Source organism: Pedobacter aquatilis (assembly GCF_032678405.1).
GTDB classification, from domain to species: domain Bacteria; phylum Bacteroidota; class Bacteroidia; order Sphingobacteriales; family Sphingobacteriaceae; genus Pedobacter; species Pedobacter aquatilis_A.
Window position 1 is genome coordinate 1 of sequence record NZ_JAVTSJ010000009.1, and the last position, 25,592, is coordinate 25,592.

At 37.8% G+C, this 25,592-nt stretch carries 25 protein-coding genes and 1 tRNA gene; 15 read left to right on the forward strand and 11 right to left on the reverse strand.

Annotated elements, in window-relative coordinates:
- Positions 1–56: 56 nt before the first annotated feature.
- The 3 genes from R2R71_RS20295 to R2R71_RS20305 all read right to left on the reverse strand — a co-directional run bounded on the left by R2R71_RS20295 (position 57) and on the right by R2R71_RS20305 (position 4,076).
- Positions 57–2,192, reverse strand: coding sequence for a glycoside hydrolase family 97 protein (locus tag R2R71_RS20295; RefSeq protein ID WP_316833122.1), 2,136 nt, complete (start codon positions 2,190–2,192; stop codon positions 57–59).
- 125 nt (positions 2,193–2,317) lie between these two features.
- Entirely contained in the window at positions 2,318–3,571 is a 1,254-nt protein-coding gene (locus R2R71_RS20300; protein WP_316833123.1) for a DUF2130 domain-containing protein, read from the reverse strand.
- An 85-nt stretch (positions 3,572–3,656) separates the two neighbouring features.
- Positions 3,657–4,076 (reverse strand): OsmC family protein, encoded by a 420-nt coding sequence (locus R2R71_RS20305; RefSeq protein WP_316833124.1) that lies wholly within the window; start codon positions 4,074–4,076, stop codon positions 3,657–3,659.
- Positions 4,077–4,193: 117 nt separating this feature from the next.
- Between R2R71_RS20305 and R2R71_RS20310 the strand changes: the two genes are divergently transcribed.
- Both R2R71_RS20310 and R2R71_RS20315 read left to right on the forward strand, forming a co-directional pair.
- On the forward strand, positions 4,194–4,559 hold the full coding sequence (locus R2R71_RS20310; protein ID WP_316833125.1) for a YtxH domain-containing protein: 366 nt from the start codon (positions 4,194–4,196) through the stop codon (positions 4,557–4,559).
- A gap of 183 nt (positions 4,560–4,742) precedes the next feature.
- Positions 4,743–5,360: a YdcF family protein gene (locus tag R2R71_RS20315; protein ID WP_316833126.1), complete on the forward strand. Its 618-nt coding sequence runs from the start codon at positions 4,743–4,745 to the stop codon at positions 5,358–5,360.
- Between the two features lie 14 nt (positions 5,361–5,374).
- Here the strand turns inward: R2R71_RS20315 and R2R71_RS20320 are convergent, their stop codons facing one another.
- The 8 genes from R2R71_RS20320 to R2R71_RS20355 all read right to left on the reverse strand — a co-directional run bounded on the left by R2R71_RS20320 (position 5,375) and on the right by R2R71_RS20355 (position 12,052).
- Positions 5,375–6,367, reverse strand: coding sequence for an MBL fold metallo-hydrolase (locus R2R71_RS20320; RefSeq protein WP_316833127.1), 993 nt, complete (start codon positions 6,365–6,367; stop codon positions 5,375–5,377).
- Position 6,368: 1 nt separating this feature from the next.
- A complete protein-coding gene (locus tag R2R71_RS20325; RefSeq protein ID WP_316833128.1) occupies positions 6,369–7,370 on the reverse strand; it encodes an aldo/keto reductase in 1,002 nt (333 codons plus the stop codon).
- A gap of 87 nt (positions 7,371–7,457) precedes the next feature.
- Positions 7,458–8,366 carry an AraC family transcriptional regulator gene (locus R2R71_RS20330; protein ID WP_316833129.1) on the reverse strand — a complete coding sequence of 303 codons (909 nt, stop codon included), beginning with the start codon at positions 8,364–8,366 and terminating at the stop codon, positions 7,458–7,460.
- A gap of 92 nt (positions 8,367–8,458) precedes the next feature.
- A complete protein-coding gene (gene obgE / locus R2R71_RS20335; RefSeq protein ID WP_316833130.1) occupies positions 8,459–9,454 on the reverse strand; it encodes a GTPase ObgE in 996 nt (331 codons plus the stop codon).
- 115 nt (positions 9,455–9,569) lie between these two features.
- Positions 9,570–10,139 carry an adenylate kinase gene (locus R2R71_RS20340; RefSeq protein ID WP_316833131.1) on the reverse strand — a complete coding sequence of 190 codons (570 nt, stop codon included), beginning with the start codon at positions 10,137–10,139 and terminating at the stop codon, positions 9,570–9,572.
- Positions 10,140–10,457: 318 nt separating this feature from the next.
- A tRNA-Arg gene (locus R2R71_RS20345) sits at positions 10,458–10,531 on the reverse strand.
- 97 nt (positions 10,532–10,628) lie between these two features.
- Positions 10,629–11,093: a redoxin domain-containing protein gene (locus tag R2R71_RS20350; RefSeq protein WP_316833132.1), complete on the reverse strand. Its 465-nt coding sequence runs from the start codon at positions 11,091–11,093 to the stop codon at positions 10,629–10,631.
- 50 nt (positions 11,094–11,143) lie between these two features.
- On the reverse strand, positions 11,144–12,052 hold the full coding sequence (locus tag R2R71_RS20355) for an SDR family oxidoreductase (protein WP_316833133.1): 909 nt from the start codon (positions 12,050–12,052) through the stop codon (positions 11,144–11,146).
- 161 nt (positions 12,053–12,213) lie between these two features.
- On the opposite strand from R2R71_RS20355, the gene atpD reads away from it, so the two are divergent.
- From atpD to R2R71_RS20420, 13 genes are all read left to right on the forward strand, one after another.
- On the forward strand, positions 12,214–13,716 hold the full coding sequence (gene atpD, locus R2R71_RS20360) for a F0F1 ATP synthase subunit beta (RefSeq protein WP_316833134.1): 1,503 nt from the start codon (positions 12,214–12,216) through the stop codon (positions 13,714–13,716).
- 86 nt (positions 13,717–13,802) lie between these two features.
- Positions 13,803–14,048, forward strand: coding sequence for an ATP synthase F1 subunit epsilon (gene atpC / locus R2R71_RS20365; protein ID WP_316833135.1), 246 nt, complete (start codon positions 13,803–13,805; stop codon positions 14,046–14,048).
- Between the two features lie 134 nt (positions 14,049–14,182).
- Positions 14,183–14,902, forward strand: a complete 720-nt coding sequence (locus R2R71_RS20370; protein WP_316833136.1) for a hypothetical protein — start codon at positions 14,183–14,185, stop codon at positions 14,900–14,902.
- 509 nt (positions 14,903–15,411) lie between these two features.
- Positions 15,412–16,302, forward strand: a complete 891-nt coding sequence (gene ilvE / locus R2R71_RS20375) for a branched-chain-amino-acid transaminase (protein ID WP_316833137.1) — start codon at positions 15,412–15,414, stop codon at positions 16,300–16,302.
- Between the two features lie 51 nt (positions 16,303–16,353).
- Complete coding sequence (locus R2R71_RS20380; RefSeq protein ID WP_316833138.1) at positions 16,354–16,932, forward strand: O-methyltransferase; 579 nt, start codon at positions 16,354–16,356, stop codon at positions 16,930–16,932.
- Positions 16,933–16,989: 57 nt separating this feature from the next.
- On the forward strand, positions 16,990–18,669 hold the full coding sequence (gene ilvD, locus R2R71_RS20385; protein ID WP_316833139.1) for a dihydroxy-acid dehydratase: 1,680 nt from the start codon (positions 16,990–16,992) through the stop codon (positions 18,667–18,669).
- Positions 18,670–18,808: 139 nt separating this feature from the next.
- Positions 18,809–20,557, forward strand: a complete 1,749-nt coding sequence (gene ilvB / locus R2R71_RS20390) for a biosynthetic-type acetolactate synthase large subunit (RefSeq protein WP_316833140.1) — start codon at positions 18,809–18,811, stop codon at positions 20,555–20,557.
- A 30-nt stretch (positions 20,558–20,587) separates the two neighbouring features.
- Complete coding sequence (gene ilvN / locus R2R71_RS20395) at positions 20,588–21,226, forward strand: acetolactate synthase small subunit (RefSeq protein WP_316833141.1); 639 nt, start codon at positions 20,588–20,590, stop codon at positions 21,224–21,226.
- A gap of 27 nt (positions 21,227–21,253) precedes the next feature.
- Positions 21,254–21,628, forward strand: coding sequence for a glyoxalase superfamily protein (locus R2R71_RS20400; RefSeq protein ID WP_316833142.1), 375 nt, complete (start codon positions 21,254–21,256; stop codon positions 21,626–21,628).
- Between the two features lie 24 nt (positions 21,629–21,652).
- Positions 21,653–22,114, forward strand: a complete 462-nt coding sequence (locus R2R71_RS20405) for a DinB family protein (RefSeq protein WP_316833143.1) — start codon at positions 21,653–21,655, stop codon at positions 22,112–22,114.
- A gap of 139 nt (positions 22,115–22,253) precedes the next feature.
- Positions 22,254–23,735 carry a ketol-acid reductoisomerase gene (ilvC, locus tag R2R71_RS20410; protein WP_316833144.1) on the forward strand — a complete coding sequence of 494 codons (1,482 nt, stop codon included), beginning with the start codon at positions 22,254–22,256 and terminating at the stop codon, positions 23,733–23,735.
- A 57-nt stretch (positions 23,736–23,792) separates the two neighbouring features.
- A complete protein-coding gene (gene leuC, locus R2R71_RS20415; protein ID WP_316833145.1) occupies positions 23,793–25,199 on the forward strand; it encodes a 3-isopropylmalate dehydratase large subunit in 1,407 nt (468 codons plus the stop codon).
- A 31-nt stretch (positions 25,200–25,230) separates the two neighbouring features.
- On the forward strand, positions 25,231–25,527 hold the full coding sequence (locus R2R71_RS20420; protein WP_316833146.1) for an antibiotic biosynthesis monooxygenase: 297 nt from the start codon (positions 25,231–25,233) through the stop codon (positions 25,525–25,527).
- Positions 25,528–25,592: the final 65 nt, after the last annotated feature.

Consider the following 25,592-nt stretch of genomic DNA (forward strand, 5'->3'; position numbering starts at 1 on the left):
TTTTTTTACACCATATTAGAAATCTGTGAAACTAGCTTAATCTGCGGGATGAAATATTATTTTGCTATGATGCTGATCGCATAACCACCACCAGGTGCACAGTTAAGCGTTAATTTTGTCTTACTGGTAACCTCCATCTTGCGAATGGTATAAGCCTTAGGGTTTTTCTCATAGTGTGCATCCTTAGCATCAGCATAAATCGTAGCCGTATATTTTCTACCAGCATCAAGGAAACTTAAATCGATTTTTGAAGTTCTTGCTTCCTCATCATTGGTGCGACCAACAAACCAGTTATCCTTACCTTTTACCTTACGGGCGAAAGTGATATAATCTCCAGGCTCTGCTTCTAACACTTTAGTGTCATCCCAATCAACAGCTACGTCTTTTATAAACTGGAAAGCATCCATATATTTATTATAAGTTTCAGGTAAATCTGCAGCCATTTGCAGCGGACTATACATAGTAACATAAAGTGCCAATTGACGGGCAAGCGTACTGTGTACAAAAGAATTATTTTCAGGATTATAAGCGGAAACTTTTGTTTCAAAAATACCCGGCGTATAATCCATAGGACCGCCTATTAAACGAGTAAAAGGTAAAATAGTGGTATGATCAGCATTATTTCCACCAAAAGCTTCATACTCTGTTCCACGGGCAGATTCGTTACCGATTAAGTTCGGGTAAGTGCGTGCTAAACCTGTCGGACGAACGGCTTCATGAGCGTTTACCATAATTTTATAATCAGCTGCTTTTTGAATGGCATATAAATAATGGTTGTTTAACCATTGTCCATAATGATGTTCTCCACGAGGGATCATATTACCCACATAGCCACTCTTAACAGCATCATAACCATTTGCTTTCATAAATTTATAAGCGGTATCAAGGTGCCTTTCGTAATTACGTACCGATGAAGAAGTTTCATGGTGCATAATCATTTTTATGCCTTTGCTGGCTGCATAGCGATGTAATTCCTGAACATCAAAATCAGGATAAGGGGCTACGAAATCGAAAACATAATCCTTGGTTTTACCAAACCAATCTTCCCAACCTTCGTTCCAACCTTCAACCAAAACGGCATCCAGACCATTCTTAGCTGCGAAATCGATATATTCTTTCACATGAGCAGTATTAGCGGCATGTTTACCATTTGGCTTTGTTTTTGAATAATCGGTTACACCCAACTGAACACTCGTTAAATCATTATAAGCCCAGGTACTTTTTCCGGTAATCATTTCCCACCAAACACCAACGTATTTTGTGGGTTTAATCCATGATACATCTTTAAACTTTGTTGGTTCATTAAGGTTATAAGTTAATTTTGAAGTTAAAATATCGCCAGCTTTGTCGCTTACAATAATGGTTCTCCACGGTGATAAGCAAGGTGCCTGCATATAGCCTTTATCGCCTACTGCATCAGGCGTTAACCATGGTTCCAAAACCATGTTTTTATCATCCAGATTAAGCGACATCAAAGAATAATTAATTAATGCGGCCTCGTGGATATTGATATACAAACCATCTTTACTTTTCATCATTAAAGGCGTTTGTAAACCTGTTGGCGAAAAGGTAGTTTGTGAGGCATTAGGTGTTACCGCAGCCTTCATTTTACTACGAACTTCTGATAAGTTAGATGTTACCGTACTATATTCCTGCGTATCGTAATCACCTGGTAACCAAAAAGCCTTATGATCACCTGCCAAAGCAAACTGTGTTTTTTCTTCCTTGATTACGAAATAATCCAGGTTTTTCTGTTCCGGAAATTCATACCTGAATCCTAAACCATCATTAAACAAACGCAAACGAACAATAATGAAACGATTAGTTTCCTTCTGCGTTAAAGTTACTGCCAGTTCATTGTAGTGGTTTACAATTTCTTTCACTTCGCCCCAAACTGGTTTCCAGGTTTCGTTAAAAGTGCTTGTTTTAGTATCGCTGATTGTAAAACCACTTATTAGATTTTTGCCGTCCTTAAGCTCAAGTCCAAGCTTACTGGTTTTAATTACATCCTTACCTTTATATTTAAGGCTATAGCTTGGTATACCACCATCAGCTAAGGAAAAATTAGCGATAAGGTTTGCATCCGGCGATTTTAATTCCTGTCCGGAAACGTTCCCGGAAAATAGCCAAAAGCTAAAAAGCAGCAATAGTTTGGAGAGGTTAAGGGCCTTGTTAATGTTGTTTTTATTCACTTTCTATAATTTTTTAATAATTGTATTTAATTTACCATCATGCTGAATTCATTTCAGTCTCACTTAGTGTGAAGACCCTGAAATAAATTCAGGGTGAAGACTTTTCATTTTAATGGCACGAATCCTTAATCCAATAACAAGGTTTCATCGTCATCTTCGGTTAAGCTTAATTGTATGCTGTCGCTACCAGCTATGCCTTCAATCGAACCCCGGATGTGAGTTGCATTTAATAAAACTTTTTCCAGTTGTTTCTCACGGGCTTTCCATAAACGCTCCATCGCATCACGTTCGCGTTGGATAGACAATTTCATGCTCATAAAACCTTCACGAATGGCTTTCCATTGTTCAGAAAATTCTGCTCCCGTTAAATAATCATAAAGCATGTGCATTTTATCACCGCGGTTTTCCTGCGATTTCATTGCTGAAGCTAAGCGCAAAATTCCATCACGTAAAACATAGGCTACCGCATTTACTTCTTCAAACGAGCAGATCCAAACACCATCCCGCTGACCGAAACTCGTCATTCCTTTCGGATAACATTGACTAACAATAACGGCAACATCAACCCCCATGCTGCGCATGTCTTTCTTTAGTTTCTCAATCCAATCGCCACCAAAATCTTTGGTTCTTTTACTTTCGTAAATGATTTTGCCACATTCTTGTCCAAATTGGTTACGCACCAACTGAACGCAGTCTGCTCCTCGAACCCCCTTGCCTACTTCTTCAATTAAATCGAATGGAAAATTACTCCGTAATAACTCTTCCAAAATCAACTCTTGAACCTCACCCTGCAATTGCATACTCCCCTGTTCAGCCTTGCGCTTCATTTCTTCAGCAAGCTTTTTCTGATCTTCCAGTTGTTTATCTTTTTCGGCCAGCTTAAGTTTAAAATCAAGTTCTGCTTGTTGTAAACGTTGGTTTTCAATATTACGGATATCAATAGCTAGCTTTTCACGCTCTTCGGTTAAACGGCGCTGAATTTCTAAATCCAGCTCTTCCTGTTTACGCTTAAACTCATTAGCCATCTGCATATATTCCAACTCTTTTTGGCGGGCTTGTTTTAGTTTCTCCTCGTTCTCTTTATTATTATCATCTAAAAGCCTTAATTTATTCTCAAAATCAGCACTGATTGATTTACGAAGATTCCCTTCTAAATCATCTTTTAATTTGTTTTTCTCTGCTGCTAATTTTAAATCAAAAGCTTTCTGTTGTTGTTGCTTCTCTGTTTCTAGGGTTGCCAGCTTCTGCTGAAATTCTTGTTCATTTTTTTTCTTGAAAGCATTCATCTGCTCCCGTAGCTCTTTCTTGTAATCTTCGGCCATGGCTTCTTCCATCGGAAAAACATGGGCACAGTTAGGACATTTAATTTCTGTAGCCATAAATACTATTTACCTCAAAAAAATCAGGTTTTTACAAAGATACCAAAGCTTTGGTGGATTGTGTAAAGGAGTTTTGCACCATTTACTAGAGCACTTTAGAACGCACTTCGTGCCCCTTGGTTAATATTTTACTTACCGGACACTTAGAAGCAATATCCTCCAGGCGTTCTTTTTGTTCGTCCGTTAAATCCCCTGTACAGATAATTTCCTCAAAAAAAACTTCCTGTGCATTTTCGTTGATCATATTTACTTCTACCTCAATCTTTTCAATCGGCCATCCTTTTCTATCGACATACATCCTCAAGGTAATGGCAACACAAGATGCCAGGGAAGCCATTAATAATCCTTTTGGGGCAAAGCCTTTATGTGTTCCACCCAATTCAACTGGTTCGTCTACTACAATTTCATGCGAGCCATTGCTTACCGAGCAGGCGTAATGTTCCTTATTTATCGTCGCTTTTACCATATCATTAATTTTAGAATCCCAAATATTGAGGTTTAGCATTAAAATTAAGTAAAAAACAGGTCTTTTTTTGAATCCAGGCAAGCATTTACCTACTGCATTTAAAAAAAACAAAAAACATTATTAACCGCGGTTTGTTCCTTTAAAAAATCTTAGGTTATGAAATACAAGAAGTTAATCGGAAAATATTTAACGCAAAGATCAGATAATAATGCGCAAGTAGCTATTGCACTTGTTGCCGGTTTGGCCGTTGGAGCTGTTATCAGCATACTTTTCGCACCTGATAGTGGTGCTGGTACACGTGGAAAAATTGCCGGAAGCGCAAAAAATCTACGCTACGGTTTTCAGGACAAATATAACCTGCTTAAAGAAAAAGTATTTGGCGTTGAGGCCATCGAAAATGATATTGTTGAGCATGAGGTACCGCATTTTAAACACAGGGTAGCTAAAAAACCCAAATCTAGTGTGAAGGAAATTCTGGAAGATGCACATCAGAATGGTCAGGTACAGGAAGGCCTTGGTTAATTGTATTGCTGTCAATTAAAACAATTTATTAGTTTTACGGGATAATATCAATTAATGATCTTTATCCTCTCCAAAGTTTTATTGTTCTTAATTAAGCCATTTTTTTGGCTTTGTACTTTATTGGTGATTTCAGTTTTTGTTAGGAACAAAAAACTGAAAAAGCGTCTGTTTCTAGCGGCCGTAATGGTTTTGCTTATATTTTCCAATGGATATCTTATTGGTAAGGCATATAACCTTTACGAACCTGATTATCCTTCAATAAAAAAAAATTATGATGTAGCCATTGTTTTGGGTGGTTTTTCGGGATTGAATAAGCGAAACAACGAAATACAATTTAACTGGGCGAGCGACAGGCTTTTTCAAACTTTTTCTCTTTATAAAAAAGGCAAAGTAAAAAAAATCCTCATCACCAGCGGAAATGCCAGTTTAAGTGACAATGAAGTTAAGGAGGCTGATTTGGTTCAAAAATTCCTTAAAGATATCTGCATTCCGGATAGCGATATCATTATCGAAAACCAAAGCAGAAACACGATTGAAAACGCAAAATTCAGTACTCAGATCATTGAAAAAAAATATCCGGATGCTAGTATTTTAGTGGTAACAAGCGCCTGGCATGTACCAAGAGCCAGGTTAATCTTCAAAAGGTTTTTAAAAACTAAACCAGATTACCTGCCCACAAACTATATTGGCAAATACGAATATTCACCTGAAGACTTCATCCCCGACCCTGGTAATTTAAGTTCCTGGGAAATTCTTTTCAAAGAGTGGATAGGTTATCTGGTTGATCGTTGGAGAGCATAATTCCTGCTCAGGTATTAAGCCGTATAAAAGGGCTCTTGAAGCCACTCAAATTCCTTACCTGTTTTTTTCACATATCCTGTTCCAGGCCAGGGTAAATGATAGCCAATTGCTCTTACCTTAGTTTCGGCTAGTTGCTGTAAAATCTTTCTTCTTGAAGTTACCGCAATATCTAAATCGGTATCACCAGAGAATCCCCATTCCGGATGAGGGAATAAAATCACATCGTTATGAATCAAATCGGCCACAACCAGCAATTCTTCATTACCTGATTTTATTCTTGTTAAAGTCATGCCCGGCGTATGCCCCGGAGCAGGTTGAAAAGTGAAATCTTTATAAAGTGGCTCCTGATAATTGTAATAACTGATCGAAGGCTCAATCTTTTTCAAAATCTTGCGTAAGGCAGGAAATAAGGTTTTGAGAAAATCAAGTTGATTCACAAGTGCGCTATTTTTAAAATCACTTTCCGTTGCTTTCATCCAAAAATCGAACTCAATCTTCGAGATATGATATTTTGCGTTTGGATAAATAAGTGAATCATTTTTATCAACCAAGCCACCAATATGATCGGGATGGGCGTGGGATATAAAAACATCTGTGATCTGGCCGGCCTTAAAACCTGCCTCTTCGAGACTCTTTAACACAACACCCGTATTTTCATCGGCAAAAATACCCATTCCGCTATCAAAGAGTATAAGTCTATCTGCAGTTTTTACCAGCAATACATTCATTGCCATATCGATGTAACCATCAGGACGAAAATTATCTTTTAATATCTTTTTCAGTTCAGCAACATTAGCCCTTGGAGAATATGCATCAACATTTTTATCACGAATGTAACCGTCAGACAGTACAAATAAATCCAGTGTTCCTAATTTCAATTGTTTAAAGCCCGAAAGCTTTCTATCTGTAAGAATTAGTTGCTTATGCGTTTTTGCAAAGATACTTGAAGGCGCCATAGCAGCTAAAGCAGCGAAGCCACCGGTTTTTAATAGCGTTCTTCTATTCATTTTAGTTGTTTACCAGTTTCATTGCTCCCTCAGCATACCTTGCGCCAGTGTTCGGGTATTTGCTTAAAATGGCATCAATTGTTTTTAAATCGGCAGAAGAAAGATTAATTTCAGTGGCAGCGGCGTTTTGCTCCAGGTATTTTACCCGCTTGGTTCCAGGGATTGGAATCAAATCATTGCCTTGTGCCAAAACCCAGGCAAGAGCAAGTTGCGTTCCCGAACTATTTTTAGAAGCAGCAAATTCATTCAGTTCTTTTGCAAGGTTGGTGTTATTTTCAAGATACTCTTGCTGAAAACGCGGTAAGGTTTTTCTAAAATCACTTTCAGATAGATTTTTGACTTCTGAAATATTATTAAATAATCCTCTTGCGATCGGAGAATAAGGAACCAATGAGATGCCCAGTTCACGGATAAGTGGTAAAATTTCAGCCTCTACGTCTCTGGTTAACAAAGAATACTCACTTTGTAAAGCTGAAATCGGATGAATTGCATTTGCTTTTCTGATTGATTCTGCTGAAGCTTCTGAGAGCCCTAAATACCTTACTTTTCCAACTTTAACCAAATCAGCCATTGCACCAACGGTTTCTTCAACAGGGATATTCGGATCAACCCTATGCGCATAATACAAATCGATTTCATTAACCTTTAGGCGCTTCAAACTTAAATCTACCGCCTGTTTAATCCATTCAGGAGAGCCATCGAAATAAGTCCCGGATGAATTTGCTGGATTTTTGATATCATCTTTATAGCGGAAACCAAATTTTGTTGCAATAAAAACTTTATCACGATTTTCTACCAGTACTTTCGAAATCAGTTCTTCATTTGCTCCATTTGCGTACATATCGGCAGTATCCCAAAAGTTAATACCTAAATCGAGTGCTTTATATAAAGTTGCAATGCTTTCATTTGCATCAGACGGGCCATATGCAAAGCTCATGCCCATGCAACCTAAACCAATAGCAGAAAGCTGCTCACCTGTTTTTCCTAATGTTCTGTAATTCATAATCAATGTTTTTTGTAAATGAATAGAACAAAGTTATCCCGTAAAAGCATTGGCTGAATATAAGAATCAAACCAATTATTATAAAAATCAAACAGGCACGATTCTAAAGTTAACTGGCGACATACCTGTTCTTTTCTTAAAGTAATTGGTAAAATAAGCAGGTTCTTCAAAACCCAAACCATAGGCAATCTCGTTCACATTCCAATCGGTATGGTGGAGCAGCGCTTTTGCTTCCTGAATAATCCGTTCTGAAATAAGTTCGGAAGTGGTTTTACCGGTGATATCCTTTAAAGATCTGTTCAGCGAATTCACATGTACATTCAGGTTACTGGCAAAATCCGTTGCGGTTTTTAATTTAAGCACATTTTCGGGCCCATCGATAGGAAACTGGCGTTCCATAAGTTCCATAAAAAGAGAAACAACCCTTTGCGAAGCATTTTTATATTGTTCAAAGCTTTCTGCCGGACGCATTTTCAGCGCCTCATGAATGAGTAATTGCAGGTAGTTCCGAATTAAATCATACTTATGGATATAATCTGATTCTATCTCTGCTTTCATTTTCAAAAAAATGGCACTCACATCTTTCACCTGACTTTCAGATAAGAAGAAAACAGGTTCACCCCCAATTTTAAAAAATGAATTATCCTGAAGATTCAAAACTGCGTTTCCACCATGTACAAATTTTTCGGTAAACAAGCAGAACCAACCATCCTGTTCATCTGATTCTGCCTCCCAGGAAAAAGGAACTTTCGGATTTGAAAAAAGTAATGCAGGCTTGTCAATATAAATCCATCGGTCGGCATAATGCAACCTACCTTTACCAATGATGAGGGAAATCTTAAAATAATCACGTCTTCTGTAAGGAGAAACGACGGCACATTTATCTCTTGAAAAAACATTGAAATGTCCGAGACTTAATTCACACACCGATTCGGGCAAAAAGTCGAGCCCAAAAATTCTTTTATAAAAATCTGCGATATTTTCTGATGATTGCATTTTATAAAGTTATAAAAATCAAACATCAGAAAACAAAAAAAACGAACCTAAGTTCGTTTCTATAAATATTAAATAATTATTTCAATCAGTGATTAGCCCTCAATAGCCTTCCAAAGCATATCTTTCAATTCCAGAATATTTTTTTGTGCTACCGATGAAATAAATATGGATGGTATTTCCGGTAAATCTGCCTTCATTTCTGCCATCAGTTCATCATCCAGCATATCGGATTTAGTAACAGCCAACACGTGTGGCTTTTGCATCAGCTCGGGATTGTAAGACAACAACTCCTTTTTAAGGATTTCATATTCTTCTTTAATACTCCTACTGGTATCAGCAGGAATCATAAACAACAATACTGAGTTACGTTCAATGTGGCGAAGGAAACGGTAGCCTAAGCCCTTACCTTTCGATGCACCTTCAATAATCCCAGGAATATCAGCCATCACAAAAGATTTTCCTCCTCTGTAACTTACGATACCTAAGTTTGGCACAATGGTGGTAAATGGATAATCGGCAATTTCAGGCTTTGCTGCAGAAATAACAGAAAGCAAGGTAGATTTACCAGCATTCGGAAAGCCTACTAAACCCACATCGGCCAATACCTTTAGCTCAAGAATATTCCAAACCTCTTGCCCTTGTTCGCCTGGTTGGGCGAAACGCGGTGTTTGCTGCGTAGGTGATTTAAAATGTGCATTTCCCTGACCACCACGGCCGCCTGCTGTTAATATCTTAGTTTCACCATCTTTGGTAATCTCAAAGAGTACTTCTCCCGTTTCCGCATCACGGGCAATGGTTCCAAGTGGAACTTCTAATATCTCATCAGTACCCTGTTTACCAGATTTGTGCGAACTACCGCCAGCACCACCATCTTCGGCAATAATATGTTTACGGTATTTAAGGTGTAGCAAGGTCCAGATATGAATGCTCCCTTTAACAATGATGTGTCCTCCACGACCACCGTCACCACCATCAGGACCGCCCATTGATGTTAAAACATCACGGTGCAAATGCGCCGAACCTGCACCTCCCTTTCCAGACCGGCAACAGATTTTCACATAATCTACAAAATTCGAACCTTGAGACATATCGATTTTAATTTATTATTTTCAACTGGCAAGCAATTAAAAATGCTTTAAAAACAAAAATCCGCAAAAAAGCAATCAATGCATTTTTTGCGGATGAAATACTTTATTCTATATTTTAGAAACTATCGATAACCTTACACAGGTTATCAAAAATTACTTCAATTTCGCCGATTCCGTTTACTTTGTTTAACTTCCCTTGCTCCTCATAATATGGTAACACATGGATTGTTTTATCAAAGTACTCCGAAATACGTTTTTTCAATTTTTCTGCATCGTCATCCGGACGACCACTAATTTTATGGCGCTCGGCAATGCGTTTGGTTAATTCTGCCTGATCTACATCTAAAGCGATAACGCCAGCAATTTTACTGCCTTTACGTTCCAGAAATAAGTCAAGCTCTTTCGCTTGCGGCACCGTACGTGGAAAGCCATCAAACACAAATCCTTTTGCGTCAGGATTTTTATCTACCTCCTCTTCAAGCATTGCAATTGTAATTGCATCAGGCACTAATTCACCATCCGCCAACAACTGACTAACTTTTTTCCCTAATTTGGTTTCTCCCTTAACATGCGCTCTAAACAAATCGCCGGTTGAAATATGTACTAACTGATATTTTGAGATCAGTTTTTCTGATTGGGTGCCTTTACCCGCCCCCGGAGGGCCAAAGAGAACTAAATTAAGCATTCAAATTGTTTAGGTTGTCTTCAAAATTAAAAAAGCCTTATTCCTATGGCTCTGCTGAAAGCTTTTTTGTATTTGACTATAAAAGAATCAAATAACTATTGGCTTTCGAGGCTGCAAATATATAATTATTAATTTTAGAAGCCCTTTAAAATTGAGAATTTATTTAAAAAGAAGCAGTTTTAATGACATTTATCTTATCCTTTAAAGATTATTGTGCCATTTTTATATTTTAACGGAATAATCCGGCAAACTGCAGTAAAATTTAAAGCGATAAAATTGAGCATAAAAAAAGCTTCAGATTTCGCTGAAGCTTTTTTGTGCACTCGTAGGGATTCGAACCCCAAACCTTCTCATCCGTAGTGAGATGCTCTATCCAATTGAGCTACGAATGCATTTCCGTATCGTTAACGGACTGCAAAGGTATAAACTGATATTATAATTTCCAATTAAATTTTAAAAAAATCGTTTATTTTCTTGCAGAAAATTATGCTAAGCTTTCAACAAATCGTTAATCGCTTTAAAATCAGGCAACTCGTGCGCATCCTCTAAAACTTCTGCATAAATAATTTTACCTTCTTCATCAATAACAAAAGCTGCTCTTTTGGAAACACCTTTTAAACCGAAAACAAATTCGTTATATAAAGCGCCATAAGCTGCAGATACTTCTTTATTGAAATCTGACAATAATGGAAACTGATAATTCTGCACTTCTTTAAACTTAGCTAAAGAGAACGGAGAATCTACAGAAATACCCAGAACCTGTGCCTGAATACCTTCGTAAAAACTAAAATTATCTCTCATTGTACATAGCTGCTCGGTACATGTTCCGGTGAAAGCCATTGGAAAGAAGTGAATAATTACCTTTTTTCCTTTAAAGGCAGCTAAAGAGATTTCGGTAAGATCCGAACTGTATAATTTAAAATCTGGGGCCTGATCGCCAATTTGTAGTGACATATTTTATATTGTTTATTTATTATAATTAGTTAATTATTTATCTCAATAAACTATTGGGCTCTTTTTATCTGCTCATCAACAAACGCCAGCCCTTCCTCAAAAGTATGCGGCTGATAGTTTAAGTCTTTAATTGTTTTATCGAGTATAAATCCTGTTCTAGCAGGCCGTTTTGCTGTTTGATTTAAGCTTTCAGAACTTATCTCTGAAATGATTGATTTATCTAGCCCCCAATAATCGGCAACTTTTCTCACTAAATCCGCAATACTCATATAATCTTTACCCGATACATGATAAATTCCCTTTGCACTTTTCTCCACGGCCAGAATACAGGCCTCAGCCAAATCCTCGGCCAAGGTAGGCATTCGCCACTGATCGTTTACTACGTTAATTGGCTGCCCTTTTTCTAATGCACCCTTTGCCCAAAGTACAATATTGCTTCTGCTCATGTCATTGGTAATCCCATATACCAATATAGTTCTTAAAATTGCCCAGTTAGCATTCGATTTTTTCAGCAATTCTTCAGCTAATACTTTGCTTTCGCCGTAATAACTTACCGGGTTGACAGCATCATCCTCTTTATAGGGGCCCTTCGCCCCATCGAAAACAAAATCAGTACTCAGATGTACAAGTTGAATAGCATTTTCTTCACAGATCGATAACAATGTCTGAACCGCCTCCACATTGAGCTGATGACAAAGCTCTTTGTTTGCCTCAGCAGTATCAACATTCGTCATTGCTGCCGTATGTATAATCGCATCTGGTTTATACCTTTCTATAACCTTTCTAACCTGCTGAGCATCGAGAATATCCATTTCAGCATAATCATAACCTTCTTTAATTGGATAACGGTTTGCACCAATTGATGTTGCGACCAATTTTACCCGCCCCTCGTTTAAAACTTTTTCTGTTAATTTCTGCCCTAAAAGGCCGTTGCTACCCGTCGTTAAAATGGTTTTCATAGCTTAATTTTGTTCGCCTAAATTATCTATAAAAAGCTTGTTGAAAAAATTTATAATATATATTTAAAATTAAGTAAGAATAACTTAACTTTGCCAACCGAATTGGAGCCCCTATAAACAGCTTTAATTCATTGACTGTAATAAATTTACTCACAACAGATATGCCTAACTTAGGAAAAATAGCACAAATTATCGGCCCAGTGGTTGACGTTAGCTTTGCTGATGATGCCCATCTACCTAAAATTTTTGATGCGTTAGAGATAACGAAAGAAAATGGACAAAAAATTGTTTTAGAGGTTCAACAACACTTAGGTGAAGATCGCGTTCGTGCAATCTCAATGGACTCTACAGACGGTTTAGTTCGTGGAATGAAAGTAGTTGATACTGGTGCTGCGATTAAAATGCCAGTTGGCGACCAAATTAAAGGTCGTTTATTTAATGTAGTTGGTGAAGCGATTGACGGCATCAACACAGTTGATAAAACTGATGGACGTCCTATCCACGCAACTCCTCCTAAGTTCGAAGATTTATCTACTGAAACTGAAGTACTTTTCACAGGTATTAAAGTAATCGATTTATTAGAGCCTTATGCAAAAGGTGGTAAAATTGGTTTATTCGGTGGTGCAGGTGTAGGTAAAACTGTATTAATCATGGAGTTGGTTAACAACATCGCAAAAGCTTATGCTGGTTTATCAGTATTCGCAGGTGTTGGTGAGCGTACTCGTGAGGGTAACGATTTACTTCGTGAGTTTATCGAGTCAGGTGTAATCAACTATGGTGATGAATTCTTACACTCAATGGAAAAAGGTGGATGGGATTTAAAATCAGTTGATACTGAAAAATTAAAAGAATCTAAAGCAACATTGGTATTCGGTCAAATGAACGAGCCTCCTGGTGCACGTGCTCGTGTGGCATTATCAGGATTAACAGTTGCTGAATATTTCCGTGATGGTGATGGCGAAGGTGCTGGAAAAGATATCCTTTTCTTCGTTGACAATATCTTCCGTTTTACTCAGGCAGGTTCTGAGGTATCGGCTTTATTAGGTCGTATGCCATCAGCGGTAGGTTACCAGCCAACATTGGCAACTGAGATGGGTTTAATGCAAGAGCGTATCACTTCAACAAAACGTGGTTCAATTACATCAGTACAAGCGGTATACGTACCTGCGGATGACTTAACTGACCCTGCTCCGGCTACAACTTTCGCCCACTTAGATGCAACAACAGTACTTTCACGTAAAATCTCTGAGCTTGGTATCTATCCTGCGGTAGATCCATTAGATTCTACTTCACGTATCCTTTCGCCTGCTGTATTGGGTGATGAGCACTACAATACTGCTCAACGTGTTAAAGAAATTTTACAACGTTATAAAGAATTACAAGATATCATCGCGATTTTAGGTATGGATGAGTTATCTGAAGAAGATAAATTAACTGTACACAGAGCTCGTCGTGTTCAACGTTTCCTTTCTCAACCATTCCACGTAGCTGAACAATTTACAGGCTTAAAAGGTGTATTGGTTGACATCAAAGAAACCATCAAAGGTTTCAACATGATTATGGATGGTGAGGTTGATGAATATCCGGAAGCTGCATTTAACTTGGTTGGTAGCATTGAAGATGCCATCGAAAAAGGTAAAAAATTATTAGCAGAAGCGAACTAGTATCAAGATTTGAGTATCAGGTATTAAGACTGAAAATATAATCTTGATACTTGATACCAGCTACTTAATACTCAAATCTAAAAAGAATGAATTTAGAAATATTAACTCCAGATAAAAAAGTTTACGAAGGTGAAGTAACAGCAGTTACTGTTCCGGGTACTTTAGGTTCTTTTCAGATTTTAAAAGACCATGCCCCAATCATCTCTACTCTAGAAGATGGAGAAGTTATTATAAAAGCAAGTAAAACTGACGAGCAACGTTTCTTTATTAAAGGTGGTGTAGTTGAAGCTATCCACAATAAAATTGTTGTTTTGGCAGAAGGCATTGCTTGATCAATACTGGCACTGCAGTAATATTTCTGCTGCAAACAAAAGCCTTTCTAAAATTTATTTAGAAAGGCTTTTTTATTTTTCAGCAACCAAAGCGGGCTTTTAATCGTATCTTATATAAGAACGTTTTTTAAGCAATGAGTTCAATTAAAAGTTGCCTTATTATATTTTTACTTATTTTGTTTTCAGGAGCTGATGCAAAAGAGTTTGCTCGGCTCAATGATTATCTGCTCATTTATCCACAAGGTCTACATAATGGTTCAGATGGGAATTGGTTAAAAACCGACAGGGAAAAAGAAAATGAGATTTGGAACCACGCAAATAAATTCAACTTAACAAAACAAGATGGTTATCTTGAATACCAGACAATCTTCCAGCGTTGCGATTTTTATAAATGGTTTCAGCAGAAAACAGATTCATTAGGCTTTGAAACCAGGTGGCCTGAAGCCGCTAAAGAAACGACTTCGAAATTAAAAAAACTACTCAACCCGATAGCTATTGCTGCCGGAAATTCAAATCAGGAAATTGAAGCTTTTGTAAATACCGGGAATGGCATTATTTTCGACGATATCTGGAGCGACTTAACCATGCTTTATAAGCAACAGCCCTTAAAAGGAAAAGCCGCGGAAGTATGGGATGGACAGCTGCTTCTAAAAGAACAGCAGCTGATTGACCCCTATTACAAAAAACTTAGTGAAGCATCTTTAAAAAAACTTCAAAAATCATTAAGAAAAGAAACAGCACTATCAAAATTACTTACAGGCCTGGAGTTTGAAGGAGATTTACTAAATATCCAGGATAGATGGCTTTATGGAATGAAGATGATGCGCTATAAAAATGCGATTTTGAATGATTAAATCCTTAAGGTTTCCCTGTCAAAAAGCGCCCAAAATTTTTAATTTTTTGTACTAAGAAATCCGATTTAGGAAGAAAAATAGAAAATTTATAATGCAAGCATAATAAACATACCGTATACCGTTTTGATATTTAGTCTACGCCTATCGGCATAACCTCTCTAATCAAGCTTATAATAAGAACATTATTTTGAAAAATTAAATATTAACAATATAATATTCTGATTTCAATTTTTTCCATTTTCTTTTGCATATTAATGAACCAAAAACTAAATTGGTATTTATAAAGCATTAGGAAATTATGACAATTCAAACAAACACATCATTCAACAATATTATCGCTAATGCTATAGTGAATGTAGTGCTTTTACCTGTCATTATTTTCAACCTACTACTCCTAAACATTTTAGGAAGTACGAAGCGGGCGCAATTGAAATAGATTTTTGAAAAAGATATATCTAAAGCGTCCCGACAAAACGGGACGCTTTTTTTAAATAACAAAACAGCGTATTATGAAATACTATAATGCCAATACGATTATTTACCTTGACGGACGGTTTGAAAAAGCTGTAGATAGTAGCACAGATTTATATGGTCAGTCGCTACATTATGGTTATGCTGCATTTGAAGGAATCAGAGCATATAAAACTCATAACGGAAACCGTATTTTCAAAGCTGCTGCCCACTTTGACCGCCTGGAGCGTTCTTGCCAATTGGCAAATATTCCTTTCCCATGGGATAAAAACGAACTGATTAAGGAAACCTATAAATTACTTGAGCTAAATAAGCTTAAGGATGCATATATACGTCCACTGGTATTTTGCCACCCAAATATGAAATTGAATGATCCCAGTGGTGCTTCAATTTTAATTTGTGCCTGGGACTGGGATGCATACTCGGGAAATAAGTTATTGAAGCTAACCATTTCTGATTACGAACGTCCTAATCCGAAATCGACTCCAATGGAAGCGAAGCTAAGCGGAAATTATATAAACTCTATTTTAGCAACCACCACCGCAAACAGAAAAGGTTATGACGAGGCATTGCTTTTAGATATGTATGGCTTTATCGCGGAAGCTTCAGGCGCAAATATCTTTCTTGAAAAAGATGGAAAATTATATACCCCTTCATTAGGCAATATACTTCCTGGCATTACAAGGGCTACCGTAAAAGAACTTTGCGCTGTTCTAGACATTGAGTGTATAGAGAAAAAATTAACGGTAGAAGACTTGCGCAAAGCAGATAGTGCCTTTTTATGCGGAACAGCAACTGAAATTGCCGGAATTGCCTCAATTGATGATATTGTATTCCGTTCACTATGGCGGGAGTCAATCGGCTATACGATACAACGTGCCTACAAAAACCTTGTGCTTGAAAAAGTAAATTACGAGGTTATTATTTAGTACAAAATAGCGAATAGCAAGAACCAATATTAAAAAAAATATACATTACCAATGCATCAAGACATAAACCAAACATTTCCAAAAGCCTATCATCAAATCGATGATGCAACTAAAGCATCAGGATTTAATATGGCTTCAGATGTTTTGACTTGTTCATTGTTAAAAACACTTGCCACTTCAAAACCTGCTGGTCGTTTCTTAGAGTTGGGTACCGGAACTGGCTTATCAACTTCTTGGATTTTAGATGGAATTGATAAAAGTTCGACATTGATTTCTATAGATAATGATCATCAGTTTTTAAGCATTGCCAAAACATTTTTGGGAGATGATAAACGCCTTGCCTTAGTCTTATCAGATGGAGGCGAATGGTTTAAAAAAAATAAAGAAAAAAAATTCGATTATATTTTTGCGGATACCTGGCATGGGAAATATTTGCTTTTAGATGAGGCAATTAACATGCTAAATAAAGGTGGCCTTTATATTATCGATGATATGTTGCCTCAACCAAATTGGCCTGATGGTCATCAGGAAAAAGCAATTAAGTTGATTAAAGATTTAGAATCACGAGAAGATTTGCATATAACTAAACAAGTTTGGGCAACAGGGATTGTAATCGGTGTAAAAAAATAACCAGGTTTTTAACCTGCTATAAAATAACTAACAGAACCAGAATATACATTTTAAACGATGAGCGAATTAAACAAGTACAGTAAAACATTTACACAAGACCCCACCCAACCGGCGGCACAAGCCATGCTTTATGGAATCGGATTAACAGATGCAGATATGGCAAAAGCACAGGTCGGAATTGCGAGCATGGGTTATGATGGTAACACCTGCAACATGCACCTTAATGATCTTGCAAAAGACGTGAAAGCTGGGGTCTGGAAAAATGATTTGGTTGGCTTGATTTTCAATACCATCGGCGTGAGTGATGGAATGAGTAATGGTACAGATGGTATGCGTTATTCATTAGTAAGCCGTGACGTTATTGCAGATAGTATCGAAACCATCTGCGGAGGACAGTATTATGATGGCGTAATTGCCATCCCGGGGTGTGATAAAAACATGCCAGGTGCTATTATGGCTATGGCACGTTTAGACCGTCCGTCAATTATGGTTTATGGCGGAACAATTGCTCCGGGCTATTATAAAGGCGAAGAATTAAATATTGTTTCTGCTTTCGAAGCTTTAGGTCAAAAAATATGCGGTAACCTTTCCGATGAAGATTACCAGGGGATCATCAAACACACTTGCCCGGGAGCCGGTGCTTGTGGTGGTATGTATACTGCTAATACTATGGCATCTGCCATTGAGGCGCTGGGAATGAGTTTACCTTATTCAGCATCAAACCCTGCAGTAAGCGAAGAGAAAAAACAAGAGTGTCTGGATGCTGGTCAGTACATCAAAATTTTATTAGAAAAAGATATCAAACCATCTGATATCATGACCAGAAAAGCTTTTGAAAATGCCATCAGAACAATCATTGTTTTAGGTGGGAGTACAAATGCTGTATTGCACTTTATTGCTATTGGAAAAGCCATTGGTGTAGAAATTACACAGGATGATTTCCAGAGAATGAGTGACATCACTCCGGTATTATCTGATTTTAAGCCAAGTGGAAAATATTTAATGCAGGATTTACATCAATATGGTGGTACACCTGCAGTAATGAAATATTTGTTAAACGAAGGTTTAATCCATGGCGATTGTTTAACCGTTACAGGAAAAACAGTTGCAGAGAATTTAGCTGATGTAAAATCGATCATGGATTACGATCAGAAAATTGTTCAAAAATTAAGTGAGCCGATCAAAGCTACCGGTCACTTACAGATTCTTTATGGAAATCTTGCTGAAAAAGGCTCAGTAGCAAAAATTAGTGGCAAAGAAGGTGAGAAATTTGAAGGGCCAGCCCGTGTATTTGATGGTGAACATGATTTAATCGCAGGTATCTCAAGTGGTCGTGTTCAAAAGGGTGATGTTGTGGTAATCAAAAATGCTGGTCCTGTGGGTGCTCCTGGTATGCCAGAAATGTTAAAACCTACTTCTGCCATTATTGGTGCAGGATTAGGAAAATCTGTTGCATTAATTACAGATGGTCGCTTCTCTGGTGGTACACACGGCTTCGTGGTAGGTCACATTACTCCGGAAGCCTACAAAGGTGGATTAATTGGCTTGGTTGAAGACAACGATCCAATAATAATTGATGCTGTAAATAACATCATTAGCCTACAAGTTAGTGAAGAAGTGATTGCAGAAAGAAGAGCAAAATATGTTCAGCCTGCATTAAAAGTGACTAAAGGTGTTTTATACAAATATGCTAAAACTGTATCAGACGCAGCTAGTGGTTGTGTAACTGATGAATAATAACCCAATCATTTGGTTCAACAGTTTTGAACCAAATCAAAAAATATGAATCCGTCACAAATTGTGACCAGTTCCCTCAAAAGATTATCAATAGTGTTTGATAAAATAGCAAGGAACAGATAACCGCAAAAAAATAACTATGGAAACTGCACAAGATACAATTCAACCGGAGGCAAAAGCAGAAACCTCTAAAACATTATTTAAAGGAACGGGGTCACAGGTTCTTTTGAATGGATTAATTGAAGAAGGCGTAACCACCATCTTCGGTTATCCAGGCGGCGCAATCATGCCAATTTATGATGCACTATATGATTATGCTGATAAACTGGAGCATATTTTAGTCCGTCATGAGCAAGGAGGAATTCATGCAGCTCAGGGCTTTGCCAGAGCAAGTGGTCAGGTAGGTGTTTGTTTTGCAACCAGCGGTCCTGGCGCAACTAACTTAGTTACTGGTTTAGCTGATGCACAGATTGACAGCACGCCTTTGGTTTGTATCACCGGACAGGTTTTTGCACACCTATTGGGTACTGATGCCTTCCAGGAAACAGATGTGATTAACATTACGACCCCAGTTACGAAATGGAACTACCAGGTTACTGATGCTAAGGAAATACCAGAGGTTTTAGCTAAGGCATTCTACATTGCGAAAAGCGGCCGTCCAGGACCTGTTTTAATTGATATTACTAAAAATGCACAAATACAGGTTGAAGAATTCCCTGAATATGTAAAATGTAATCATATCCGCTCCTATCGCCCTAAACCAAAGGTTCGAATCGAATTCATTGAGCAGGCTGCTGCCTTGATCAACTCGGCTGAAAAACCTTTTGTTTTGTTTGGTCAGGGTGTTATTTTGGGAAATGCCGAGACAGAATTTAAAGCGTTTATAGAAAAAAGTGGCATTCCCGCTGCATGGACAATTATGGGCGAAGGTGCTATTCCTACCGATCACCCTTTAAATGTTGGGATGTTGGGTATGCACGGTAACTATGGACCTAACGTTTTAACTAATGAAGCCGATGTAATTATTGCCATTGGAATGCGTTTCGATGACCGTGTAACCGGACGTTTAGATAAATATGCCAAACAAGCAAAAATTGTTCACTTAGATATCGATCCTGCTGAGATTGATAAAAATGTTAAAGCAGAAGTTGGTGTTTGGGGTGATTGTAAAGAAACACTTCCGTTATTAACCGGATTGGTAAAAGAAACTAAACATGATGAATGGCTTGCTCAATTCAGAGCATACAACCAAGAGGAGATCGACCAAGTGATTACACCTGAGCTTTATCCAGCGGGCGATGAAATGACTATGGGTGAAGTATTAAGAACCATCAATGAAATTTGTGGTGGTGAAGCAATAATTGTGACCGATGTTGGTCAGCACCAAATGGTAGCTTGCCGCTATGCGAAATTCAATAATACCCGTAGCAACATTACTTCAGGGGGCTTAGGTACAATGGGTTTTGGATTACCTGCCGCAATTGGCGCAAAGTATGGTGCACCAGATAAAAACGTAATCGCAATTATTGGTGACGGTGGCTTCCAAATGACGCCACAAGAGTTAGGAACCATAATGCAGTTTGGCGCAGCCGTTAAAATCCTGATTTTAAATAACCGTTTCCTGGGAATGGTTCGTCAATGGCAACAGTTATTCCATGATAAACGTTACTCGTTTGTTAACATTACCAGTCCTGATTTCGTTGCCTTGGCAAAATCATACTACATTGAGGCGAGTAAAGTTGATGAACGTGCTAACCTGAAACAAGCGCTTGAAACAATGATTAATCATGACGGTTCTTACTTATTGGAAGTAATGGTAGGAAGAGAAAACAATGTTTTCCCTATGGTTCCACAAGGTTCGAGCGTAAGCGAGATTAGACTTAAGTAAGTTGAAAGATTAAAGCTAAAAGAAATTATCATGAGTACTGAAAGCACATTAGAACATAAAATAACAAAAGCCGATTTTGAAGGTAAGCAGGAGTTTACCATAACCGTTTACGCTGAAAATCGCATTGGCTTATTAAATAGAATTGCGATTATCTTTTCGAAAAGAAAGATCAATATTGAAAGCTTAAATACTTCTCCATCAGAAATTGATGGTATCCATCGTTTTAACATTGTAATTACTGAAAGTTACGACGTGGTGCGTAAGCTTGCCCGTCAGATTGAGAAGCAAGTGGAAGTTTTGAAAGTATATTTCAATACCAATGAAGAAATTATCTGGCAGGAACTTGCCCTATACAAAGTTTCTACCGATGAGATTGCTGAGCGTGTTACCGTAGAAAGACTTTTGAGACAGTATGGTGCAAGTGCTGTGGTAATCCGTAAAGATTATACTGTATTTGCCGTAACTGGTCACCGTGAAGAAACTGATGCATTGGTAAAAGCATTGGAACCTTATGAACTGATCGAATTTGTTCGTTCAGCGAGGGTAGCCATCATAAAAGATAGTGCAGGTTTTCACGAAAAGCTGAAAGAATTCGAAGCGATCGAACCTGGAGAGGAGCTTGTGGAAAACGAGTTTCTTGATAAGGGCGAGAAAATTTTCACGATGTAATCGGATCAGCTTTAAAAGTGAATCACAATGAGATGCAATAAAGTCACACCCATTTTAAGAATATTCGATTACGACAAGGCAATTGAGTTTTATGTAAATTGGTTAGGTTTTACCATAGACTGGGAGCATCGATTTGAAGATAACACACCTGTTTACCTGCAAATTTCATTGGGTGGCATTGAACTACATTTAAGTGAGCATCATGGCGATTGTTCTCCTGGTGCACATATTCATGTTGATTGTAATGGTTTGAAGGAATTTCACAAGCTGCTGATTGACAAGAAGTATAAGTATAACCGTCCAGGACTTGAAAAGACCTTTTATGGAACATGGGCAGTTACGGTAAATGATCCTTTTTTTAACAAGATTACATTTAATGAAACGATCAGAGAACAAAACTGAAAGATTAAAGCGAAAACAATAAAAATGAACGAAGTATTTGATTTTATCATCACCTCAAGACAGGCATTTATCCAATTACTGGATGGCCTAACGATTGAGCAGTTGAATAAGATACCTGACGGATATAACAATAATATTATCTGGAATTTTGGACATATTGTAGTGAGTACACAAACACTTTGCTACCTGCGTACCGGAATTGTACCTGATGCAACTGCGGTTAAATATGTGGATAGCTACAAGAAAGATACCCGTCCTACTTATTTCGTAACAGCAGAAGAAGTTGAGGAATTAAAAACAATTGCCTTAGCAAGTATAGAAAAGATAAAAGATGATTATAACAAGGGTGTTTTTTCAAACATTACCCCTTTTGCTACATCCACTTTTCATGCAGAAATGAAAAGCATTGAAGAAGTATTAATTACTACCATTGGACATGATAATGTACATTATGGTTACGCCTGGGCGTTGAAGAAAGGCGTTTAGCATAAATATTTGATGAAACCTCACAGGTTTTAAAAACCTGTGAGGTTTGAAAAGAATTTAACAAAAAGCACATAAACTGCTTTTCAAAACAAAGAATAAACCTTAAAAGAATAATAACAGAAATTAACCAATAAAAACGATGTCAAATTATTTTAACACATTACCTCTTAGAGAAAAATTAAACCAGCTTGGTGTTTGCGATTTCATGGAAAGCAACGAATTTTTAGATGGCGTTAGCGCATTAAAAGGCAAAAAACTGGTAATTGTAGGTTGCGGTGCACAAGGCCTAAACCAAGGTTTAAACTTAAGAGATAGTGGTTTAGATGTAAGCTACACGTTGCGCAAAGAGGCGATTGAAGGTAAAAGGGATTCATGGAAAAATGCAACTGAAAACAACTTCAAAGTTGGTACTTACGAAGAATTAATTCCTACAGCTGATGTGGTAATTAACCTTACACCTGATAAGCAACATACTGCTGTTGTAAACGCAATTATGCCTTTAATGAAAGAGGGTGCAACATTATCTTACTCACATGGATTCAACATTGTGGAAGAGGGTATGCAAATCCGTAAAGATTTAACGGTAATTATGGTTGCTCCTAAATGTCCTGGAAGTGAAGTAAGAGCAGAGTATGTTCGTGGTTTTGGTGTACCAACCTTAATTGCTGTTCACCCAGAAAATGACCCTCAAGGTAAAGGTTTAGCAGAGGCTAAAGCTTATGCTGTAGGCACAGGTGGTCACAGAGCTGGTGTTTTAAAATCATCATTTGTTGCTGAAGTAAAATCTGATTTAATGGGTGAGCAAACCATTCTTTGTGGATTATTGCAAACAGGTTCAATCCTTTCTTTCGACAAAATGGTTGAAAAAGGAATCGATGCAGGTTATGCTTCAAAATTAGTTCAGTATGGTGTTGAAGTAATTACTGAAGCTTTAAAACAAGGCGGTATCACGGCAATGATGGATAGACTAAGCAATGTAGCTAAAATCAAAGCTTTCGAGATCTCTGAAGAATTAAAAGACATTATGCGTCCGTTATTCCAAAAACACCAGGATGATATTATGAGTGGTGAGTTTAGCCGCATCATGATGGAAGACTGGGCTGCCGGCGATAAAAACTTATTGAAATGGAGAGCTGAAACAGGTGAAACGGCATTCGAAAAAACTCCTGCCGGTGATGTTAAAATCGGTGAGCAGGAATATTTCGACAATTATACTTTAATGGTAGCTTTCGTACGTGCTGGCGTTGAATTAGCTTTCGAAACAATGGTTCAGGCTGGTATTAAGCCAGAATCTGCTTACTATGAGTCGTTACACGAAACACCACTTATTGCGAACACGATTGCACGTAAAAAACTTTTTGAAATGAACCGGGTAATTTCTGATACTGCTGAGTATGGTTGTTACTTGTTTGATCAGGCTTGTAAACCATTATTGACTGATTTCATGAAAAAAGTAGATACTGACTTGGTGGGCAAAAACTTCAATGAAGGTAAAGATGGTGCTGTTGATAACAGAAAGTTAATTGATGTTAACGAGGCGATCTGTTCACATGAAGTAGAGCAAATTGGTGCTACATTACGTAAGGCCATGACTGCAATGAAGGCAATTAAAACTGCATAATACACTTACAAACCTTATAGGTTTTAAAAACCTATAAGGTTTATTAAACATAACAAAATGTCAAAAACATTAGTAGAAAAAATTTGGGATGCACACGTTGTAAAAAGTGAAGAAGGGTTTCCTGATATTTTATACATTGATACCCACCTCATACACGAAGTAACCTCGCCTCAGGCTTTTGATGGCTTGCGTAAAAGAGGCTTGCCAGTTTTCCGTCCAAAACAAACAGTAGCAACAGCCGACCATAACGTGCCTACTTTAAATCAATTATTACCGATTAAAGAAGAGTTATCACGTTATCAGGTTGATATGCTCACGAAGAACTGTGCTGAATTTGGCGTAGTACTTTATGGACTAGGACATCCTTTTCAGGGAATTGTTCACGTCATTGGACCGGAGTTAGGGATTACCTTACCTGGAAAGACCATGGTTTGTGGTGATAGCCATACATCAACTCACGGTGCTTTTGGCGCTATTGCTTTCGGTATTGGAACTTCTCAGGTAGAACAGGTTTTCGCTACGCAATGCTTATTGCAATCGAAACCTAAAACCATGAAGATTGAGGTTAACGGAGAACTTGGAAAAGGTGTTGGTGCGAAAGACATTATTTTATACATCATCTCTCAGATTTCTGCTGCAGGTGGAACGGGTTATTTTGTAGAGTTTGCTGGCTCGGCTATCCGTGGCTTAAGTATGGAAGCCCGAATGACAGTTTGCAATATGAGTATCGAAATGGGTGCCAGAGGTGGTTTGATTGCTCCAGACGAAACTACTTTCGAGTACATTAAAGGACGCGAATTCGCACCAAAAGGTGAAGAATGGGACAAAGCTTTAGCTTATTGGAAAACTTTGTATAGCGATGCTGATGCAAAATTTGATGTTTTATTAACTTATGATGCCGCAGCTATTGCCCCGATGATTACCTACGGTACCAACCCTGGTATGGGTATTGGTATTGGTGAAAAAGTACCTGCAACGCTCGCTCAACCACAAACAGAACAGGTTTCGTATAAAAAAGCACTTGATTATATGGGCTTTAACGATGACGAATCATTGTTGGGTAAACCTGTAGATTATGTATTTATCGGTAGTTGTACCAACTCACGTATTGAAGATTTACGTGCCGTAGCTGAATTTGTGAAAGGTAAGCAAAAAGCGGCTGGCGTTGAAGTTTGGATAGTACCAGGTTCGAAACAAGTTGAAGCACAAGCGAAGGCCGAAGGTATTGATAAGGTTTTCGAAGCTGCAGGTTTTCAATTACGTGAACCGGGTTGCAGTGCTTGCTTGGGAATGAACGAAGATAAAATTCCGGCTGGAAAATATTGCGTTTCTACTTCAAACAGAAATTTTGAAGGACGTCAGGGTCCTAACGCCCGTACCATGCTGGCAAGCCCGCTTACAGCAGCGGCAGCAGCTGTAACAGGAAAAATTACAGATGTTAGGGAGTTATTGGAAGAAGCTTAATAAGGCCGTCATTGCGAGGCATTATTGATATATGATTTTAGAAGTAGCCATATTAAATATCAAAGTAGGTTTATCGGCCGATTTCGAAAAAGCGTTTAACGAGGCTCAGGAAATTATTTCTTCAATGAAAGGTTATGTTTCTCATCAGTTGAAAAAATGCCTGGAAGAAGAAGATAAATATATCCTGCTAGTAAACTGGGAAACGCTGGAAGATCATACAATAGGCTTTAGAGGCTCAGATGCATATCAGGATTGGAAAAAGTTATTGCATCACTTTTATGAACCTTTTCCAGTTGTTGAACATTATGTAAATATAGATTGGAAATAAAAACCTGATCAACTCCTCCTCATGTCGAGGCACGAAGTTAGGAAGGTAATAAAAAATAGAAATTT